The 7,648-nt window shown below is 62.8% G+C and carries 5 protein-coding genes and 1 pseudogene; all 6 read right to left on the reverse strand.

Translation table 11 applies throughout. The features are described from left to right. Positions 1-16: 16 nt before the first annotated feature. The gene (gene kdpB, locus I5S59_RS25070; protein ID WP_197878967.1) at positions 17-2,071 is read right to left on the reverse strand and encodes a potassium-transporting ATPase subunit KdpB; all 2,055 of its coding nucleotides are present in this window, start codon (positions 2,069-2,071) and stop codon (positions 17-19) included. A gap of 10 nt (positions 2,072-2,081) precedes the next feature. After that, positions 2,082-3,776: a potassium-transporting ATPase subunit KdpA gene (kdpA, locus tag I5S59_RS25075; RefSeq protein WP_197878968.1), complete on the reverse strand. Its 1,695-nt coding sequence runs from the start codon at positions 3,774-3,776 to the stop codon at positions 2,082-2,084. Positions 3,777-3,784: 8 nt separating this feature from the next. After that, positions 3,785-3,874: a K(+)-transporting ATPase subunit F gene (kdpF, locus tag I5S59_RS25080; protein WP_105642480.1), complete on the reverse strand. Its 90-nt coding sequence runs from the start codon at positions 3,872-3,874 to the stop codon at positions 3,785-3,787. 116 nt (positions 3,875-3,990) lie between these two features. Continuing rightward, positions 3,991-5,685 (reverse strand): putative bifunctional diguanylate cyclase/phosphodiesterase, encoded by a 1,695-nt coding sequence (locus tag I5S59_RS25085; RefSeq protein WP_197878969.1) that lies wholly within the window; start codon positions 5,683-5,685, stop codon positions 3,991-3,993. A 21-nt stretch (positions 5,686-5,706) separates the two neighbouring features. Continuing rightward, on the reverse strand, positions 5,707-6,837 hold the full coding sequence (locus tag I5S59_RS25090) for a methyl-accepting chemotaxis protein (RefSeq protein WP_420066477.1): 1,131 nt from the start codon (positions 6,835-6,837) through the stop codon (positions 5,707-5,709). Positions 6,838-6,990: 153 nt separating this feature from the next. Then, positions 6,991-7,155: pseudogene (locus I5S59_RS26825) on the reverse strand (PAS domain-containing protein); the annotation flags it as partial. Between the last annotated feature and the right edge of the window lie 493 nt (positions 7,156-7,648).

Below are 7,648 nucleotides of genomic sequence, written 5' to 3' on the forward strand. Positions count from 1 at the left end.
GGTCATCTCCTTGGTCTCAGACCAGGTGCAAAGCGGTGAGCAACATGTCGATCAGCTTGATTCCGGCGAACGGCACCAGCAGCCCGCCCACGCCGTAAATCAGCAGGTTGCGACGCAACAAATGGGCAGCACTTGCGGCCTGTACGCGCACGCCGCGCAGGGCCAGTGGAATCAGCACAACGATGATCAGCGCGTTGAAGACGATGGCCGACAGGATCGCGCTCTGCGGACTGTTCAGGTGCATCAGGTTGAGCACCCCCAGTTGCGGATAGATCGCCGCGAACAGCGCTGGTAGGATCGCGAAGTACTTGGCCACGTCATTGGCAATCGAGAAGGTGGTCAAGGCACCGCGGGTCACCAGCAGCTCTTTGCCGACCTGCACCACATCCAGCAGTTTGGTCGGGTCGCTGTCCAGGTCGACCATGTTGGCGGCCTCGCGGGCCGCCTGGGTACCGTCGTTCATAGCCATGCCGACATCCGCCTGGGCCAGCGCCGGAGCATCGTTGGCGCCGTCGCCGCACATGGCGACCAGACGGCCGTCGTTCTGCTCCTGACGAATGCGCGCGAGCTTCTTCTCTGGCGTGGCTTCGGCCAGCACATCGTCGACGCCGGCTTCGGCAGCAATCGCGGCGGCAGTCAGCGGGTTGTCACCCGTGACCATTACGGTGCGGATGCCCAGCTTGCGCAGCTCGGCAAAGCGCTCGCGGATTCCCGGCTTGACCACGTCCTTGAGGTGAATCACCCCCAACAGACGCTTGTCGACACAAACCAGCAACGGGGTGCCGCCACTCTGGGCGATCTTGTCCACTTCACGGGACAACGGCGCCGGCAGCTCCAGGCGTTGCATACCGACAAAAGCCAGCACCGAATCCACAGCCCCTTTACGGAACCGGCGCTGCTGGTAATCAACCCCGGACAAGCGCGTCTCGGCACTGAAGGCCACAGGGGTCAGTTGATCAGCCGCCGGTTCATCGAAGTCGTGCAACTGGCGCAGGTACTCGACAATCGACTTGCCCTCGGCGGTGTCGTCGGCCAGCGAGGCCAGCAAGGCGCCCTCGCCCAGCTCTTTGGAGGTGACACCGGGAGCGGCGTGCAAGGCGCTGCAACGACGATTGCCGAAGGTGATGGTGCCGGTCTTGTCGAGCATCAGCACGTGCACGTCACCGGCCGCCTCCACCGCGCGGCCAGAGCGGGCAATCACGTTCAGACGCACCAGGCGATCCATGCCGGCAATGCCGATGGCCGACAGCAGGCCACCGATAGTGGTAGGGATCAGGGTCACCAGCAGCGCCACCAGGAACACCAGCGGAATGCTGCCGCCGGCAAAGTGTGCAAAGGGCTGCAGGGTCACCACGACCACCAGAAAGATCATGGTCAGGCCGATCAGCAGGATGTCCAGGGCGATCTCGTTGGGCGTCTTCTGGCGTTTGGCGCCTTCGACCAGGGCGATCATGCGGTCCAGGGTCGACTCGCCCGGGTTGCTGGTGATGCGGATCAGCAACCAGTCGGAAACCAGCCGGGTATTGCCGGTTACTGCCGAGCGGTCACCACCGGATTCACGGATCACCGGCGCGGACTCACCGGTAATCGCCGCCTCGTTGACCGCAGCAATGCCTTCAAGCACTTCACCGTCGCTGGGGATCATCTCCCCGGCCAGCACCTTGACCACATCGTCTTTGCGCAAGCTGGTCGCCGGCACGATTTCGAAGCTGCCCGAGGCATTGCGACGCCGCGCACTCAGGCCCTGACTGCCGGCCTTGAGGCTGTCGGCGCGGGCCTTGCCGCGCCCTTCTGCCAGGGCTTCGGCAAAGTTGGCGAACAACACCGTGAACCACAGCCACAGGGCAATCTGCACAGCCACTGCGGTGGGTACGGCAGTGTCGGGCACAACGCACAACACGGTGGTGAAGATCGCCGTCAGCTCTACCACCAGCATGACCGGTGAACGTTTGAGCTGACGCGGGTCGAGCTTGACGAAAGCCTGCACCAACGCCGGGCGCCAGAGCGCGGCAAAGGTGGTCCGAGCCGCCGGGGCCGGAACTGCTTTTACTTCAGGAATCGGCATGTTCATGATTCGCTCCTCAGAAACCCAGGCTCAGGTGTTCGGTGATCGGGCCCAGAGCCAGGGCCGGCAGGAAGGTCAAGCCACCGATCAACAGAATGGTGACCACCAGCAACGTGGCGAACAGCGGGCCGTGGGTGGGGAAACTGTTCTCGCCCTGCGGCGCGCTTTTCTTCATCGCCAGGCTGCCCGCCAGGGCCAGCACCGGCAGGATGTAGCCGAAGCGGCCGATCAACATGCCCAGGCCCAGCATCAGGTTGTGGAAGGTGGTGTTGGCGCCGAAACCGGCAAAGGCTGAACCGTTGTTGGCACTGGCCGAGGTATAGGCGTACAGCACCTGGCTGAAGCCATGGGCACCGGGGTTTGTAACCGAGGCCACCGGGCCCGGCAGGCTGGTTGCCAGGGCTCCCAGAACCAGCACGCCGACCGGCATCACCAGCAGGGTCGCCACCAGCAGTTGCACTTCCCGCGCTTGCAACTTCTTGCCCAGGTACTCCGGTGTACGGCCAATCATCAACCCGGCCAGAAACACCGCGATCAGCACGTTGAGGAGCATGCCGTAGAGCCCGGCCCCGACGCCGCCGAAGATCACCTCGCCAACCATCATGTTGACCAGCGCGACCATGCCGGTGACCGGGTTGAGGCTGTCGTGCATGTTGTTCACCGAGCCGTTCGAGGCTGCGGTGGTGGTCACCGTCCAGAGCACGCTGGCAGTGGTGCCGAAGCGGCTCTCTTTGCCTTCCAGCGGCGCGCTCTGCTCGACCTGCGGGTTATTCAGGCTCGGGTTGGCCTGGTACTCCGACCACAGCGCCGCGCCGCCACCGATCAGGAACAGTGCGAGCATGCAGGCGATGATTGCCCGGCTCTGGCGCAGGTCCTTGACGTAATGACCGAAGGTGAACACCAGGGCCGCCGGAATCAGAATGATCGAGGCCATTTCAAACAGGTTGCTCCAGGCCGTCGGGTTCTCGAACGGATGCGCCGAGTTGACTCCGAAGAAGCCGCCGCCATTGGTACCCAGTTGCTTGATCGCGATCTGGCTGGCCGCCGGGCCCAGCGGGATAGTCTGGTCAGCGCCTTGCAGGGTCAGGGCATGGACATAGTCGCCGAAGGTTTGTGGCACGCCCTGCCAGACCAGGAACAAGGCCAGCAGCACGCACAGCGGCAGCAAGCCGTACAGGGTGGCACGGGTCATGTCGACCCAGAAATTGCCCAATGTACTGGCCGAGCGCCGGGCAATACCCCGGCAAAGTGCAACCAGCACGGCAAGGCCGGTGGCAGCACTGACGAAGTTCTGCACCGTCAAGCCGATCATCTGGCTCAGGTAGCTCACCGACGCTTCGCCGCTATACGCCTGCCAGTTGGTGTTGGTGACAAAGCTCACTGCAGTATTGAACGCCAGCGACCACTCCTGCCCCGGCAAGTGGGTCGGGTTGAGCGGTAGATAACCCTGCAGCAACAGCACGGCAAACACCAGCACGAAGCCAGCGAGGTTGAAGGCCAGCAGGGCCAGGGTGTACTGCTTCCAGCTCTGTTCGGTCTCGGCATTGACCCCGGACAGCCGGTAGCAGCCACGCTCCACCGGCCCCAGCACGGGCGACAGCCAGGTGCGCTGGCCTTCCATGACTTTGTAATAGAAGCGCCCGAGCCAGGGCGCCGGGATCAACACCAGGGCGAAGAACGCCAGCAGCACCGCATAATCGTAACTGTGCATGGTCGCTCCTAACCCCGGTCGGCGCGCAGCAGCGCGACCATCAGGTAGATCATCAACGCCACTGCCAGCAGCAGTGACACCCCGTCCAGAATGCTCATCGAAACTCTCCGTCCTTACGGCTGTTTGCCGCTGACGGTTATTGTCCTGAGCATGCCCGTAAAGGGGCGAGACGCAGACCCTGGCCAGGGCATAAAGAATGCGTAAAGACCCTTCCCTACCCGGCTGCCACCCGCCATTGCGACGGTTGCTCGTAGTTCGCGACCCATTCGATGACCGCCGCTGGCGGCATTGGCCGGGCAATCCCGTAACCCTGGGCGATATCACAGCCCAGCCCCATCATCACCAGGCCATGCTCGACGGTTTCCAGCCCCTCGGCGATCACTTGCCGCCCGAAGGCCTGGGCGAGGCTGATCACAGCCTGGGTCAGCGCCAGGTCGTCGTGGTCATGGAGGATGTCGCGTACGAATGATTTGTCGATCTTGATCGTTCGCGTGCGCAGGCGCTTGAGGTAGCTCAGGGACGAATAGCCAGTACCAAAATCATCCAGGGAGAACTGCACCCCCAGCGCCTGGCAGGCCTCCAGGCATTGGCTGACCCGCTGGATATTTTCGATGGCCACCGACTCGACGATTTCCAGATCGAGCATGTGCGGTGCCACGGCCGGGTGGCGGGCCAGCAAGCGTTCAAGGCGCTCGACAAAGTCGCCTCGCTGAAAATGCCGTGCGGCGATGTTCACACTCACCGGCCAGGCGTGCCCTGCCATCTGCCACTGCTGCATCTGGGCCATCGCCTGAGCGATCACCCATTCGCCGATTTCGACAATCAAGTCGGTGCGCTCCACCAGCGGCAGGAAGTCGGCGGGCGTCACCAGGCCCTTGAGCGGGTGCTGCCAGCGCAACAAGGCCTCAAAGCCAAGCACCTGCCCGGTGCGCATGTTGACCTTGGGCTGATAGTGCAGGCACAACTCGCCGCTGATCAGCGCCTGGCGCACGCGCGCCACAGTCTGGTGGGTGGCCTTCACTTCACGGTCCAGCGACACGTCGAACAGATGATAACGGTTGCGCCCGCTCTGCTTGGCGACATACAGCGCCTGATCGGCGTGGCGTACCAGGGTATCGGCATCTTCATTGTCGACCGGGAACAGGGTGACGCCGATGCTGGCGCTGACACTGACCTCCCGCTCACGGATCACATAGGGCGCGGCGATGGCGTTGAGCACCCGCTCCAGAGCCGCGTGCAGCGCTTGCGGCGCCTGCACATGGCGCAGGATCAGGACGAACTCATCGCCCGAGAGCCGCGCCACGGCATCGCCACCGCGCAGGATGCCCTTCAAGCGCGCGGCCACCTCCACCAGCAACAGGTCACCGCTGGCGTGACCGTAGCCATCGTTGACGGCTTTGAAGCCGTCCAGGTCGAGCATGCACACCGCCAAGGGCTTGTCTTCGCTGCGCGAGAACTCCAGCGCCTGCTGCAGCAGGTCGGAGAGGTAGGCGCGGTTGGGCAGCCCGGTCAGCACATCGTGCCCCACCCGCCATTGCAAGGTGTGTAACAGCTGGCGCTTCTCGGTGACGTCGAAACGGATCGACACGTACTTGCGCACCCGGCCACTGGCCGGGTCGATCAGTGGCACCATGGTGCTGTCGACCCAGTACAGCGAGCCGTCTTTGGCGCGGTTGCAGATTTCCCCTTTCCACACCCTGCCCGCTACCAGCGCACACCACATGCCGTAGAAAAACGCCGAATCGTGCAGACCGGAATTGAGTATGCGGTGATTGGCACCCAGCAACTCTTCGCGGCTGTACCCGGAGATGCTGCAGAACTGTTCGTTGACGTACGTGATCCGACCGCTCAGGTCGGTCTCGGAAAAGATCGCGGCCGCATCGACGGCCGCACGGTAATTATCATCCATGAAACTTGAGTACCTTTCGGGTCAGCGGTTGAAGCGCTCGACCAGGGCACGCAGGCCCAACGCAATGTGTTCCAGCTCTGCCCCGCGGCTGGCCGCGGCATTGGCATTCTGTGCGGTGTGCTGCACCGTACCGGCGACGCGATTGATCTGCGCGCAGACCTCCTCCGCCACGCACGATTGCTCTTGGGACGCCGCGGCCATTTGCTGGCTCATGTCGCTGATGCGCTCTACCGCCACACGGATACCTTGCAGCGCCTGTTGCGCCTCAAGCACCCGGGCAACGCCGTGCTCCGCCTCGTCGATCCCCAGGCTGGCGATGCTCACCGCCTCATCGGCGCCAGCACGCAAGCTATGGATGATGCCCTGGATCTGCACCGTCGATTGCCGGGTCTTGCCGGCCAAAGCCCGCACCTCGTCGGCGACCACGGCGAACCCCCGCCCCTGCTCACCGGCGCGGGCGGCTTCGATGGCCGCATTGAGCGCTAGCAGGTTGGTCTGCTCGGCAATCGACTGAATCACCTCGGCAGCCAGGGAAATATCCTGGGTCTGGCCCGCCAGATGGGTGACCGCCTGGTTGATCTGGCTGACGGTGCTGGCCAACAGCTGAATCGCCTCGCGGGTGGTCCCGACCACTAAGCCCCCTTGCCCGGCCAGCTGACTGGCCGTGTGTGCCTCGCCCGCCGTGTCCTGCACGTGACGCGCCACCTCGGTGATCGAAGCGGCCATTTCAGTCATGGCGGTTGCAGTCATGTCGGTTTCGGCGCGCTGCTCCAGCAACGATGATTCGGTGTGCCGTGACAGGCGACTGGAATCACCCGCCGCTTCACTCATTTGCACTGCCAGGTCGCTCAGGCGCGTCAGTGCCGTTTTCAGCCGGGCCTCTTCGCTGATCAGCATCAGCTGCAATTGCGCCGCCGGGCCCAGCGCATCGCTGTAGGTCAGCGCCACCACCGGATCGGCAAAGGTATTGCCTGAACACGCGACAATCTGTGCCAGTTGCTGCCCCAGGCGCCGATGCGCCCAAAGCCCGACCAGGCCGAACAGCGCCAACGTCATGCCGTACCCCTGCCAGCCTGGCAGCAGAAACTGGGCGCAGACGGCAGTAGCACCCGCCACCAGCGGCACGCTCATGGCCCGGGCGAACTGCGTCATGTAACGCCCGGCAGCAACCGGTGCTTTGCCTTCGCGCAAACGCGCATACAGCGCTTCGGCGCGGTTTACCTGTTCACGGGTCGGCTTGACCCGGACCGATTCGTAGCCAACCACCCGGCCGTTTTCCAGAATCGGTGTGACGTAGGCGCTGACCCAATAGAAGTTACCGTTCTTGCAGCGGTTCTTGACGATACCCATCCAGCTCTGGCCGGCCTTGAGGTAGTGCCACATTTGCTCGAACACCGCAGCCGGCATGTCGGGGTGGCGCACCAGATTGTGCGGGCTACCGATCAGTTCTGCCTGGCTGAAGCCACTCATGGCGGCAAATTCGGCGTTGCAATAGGTGATGTTACTGGCGATATCGGTGGCAGAAATGAGCCGTTGATCCGCGCCAAACGTTTGCTCGATGGCGGTGACCGGCAGGTTGAAACGCACGATGAAACTCCCTTTACTGCGTTCTGAAAATCGGGCAGCGAGTTTCTGGCGAAAGCGCAATACGATTTGATTGGTCGTTCAAATAACCCTACGAATTACATCACATTTTGTAACCAGCCGTGACCTATTTCGCTGCGACCAAATGTCGATTTATAAAAATAAATATTTGATTTATAAAGAAAATTAACTGACCAGTTCGTCAAGAGAGTGATCGAAGGACAGTCGGAGGAAGGGGAATGATGCGGCCCCGAAACCCGCCGCCCAGGGAAAAGACAAAACCCAAAAAAGGAAAAACGCACCCCCCCCACACACACACCCCCCCCCCACACAAGGGGGGGGGGGAGGCGGAGGGGAGTATACAGAGAAGGGCCCCCAC

This window comes from Pseudomonas alkylphenolica, from assembly GCF_016009175.1.
GTDB classification, from domain to species: Bacteria; Pseudomonadota; Gammaproteobacteria; order Pseudomonadales; family Pseudomonadaceae; genus Aquipseudomonas; species Aquipseudomonas alkylphenolica_B.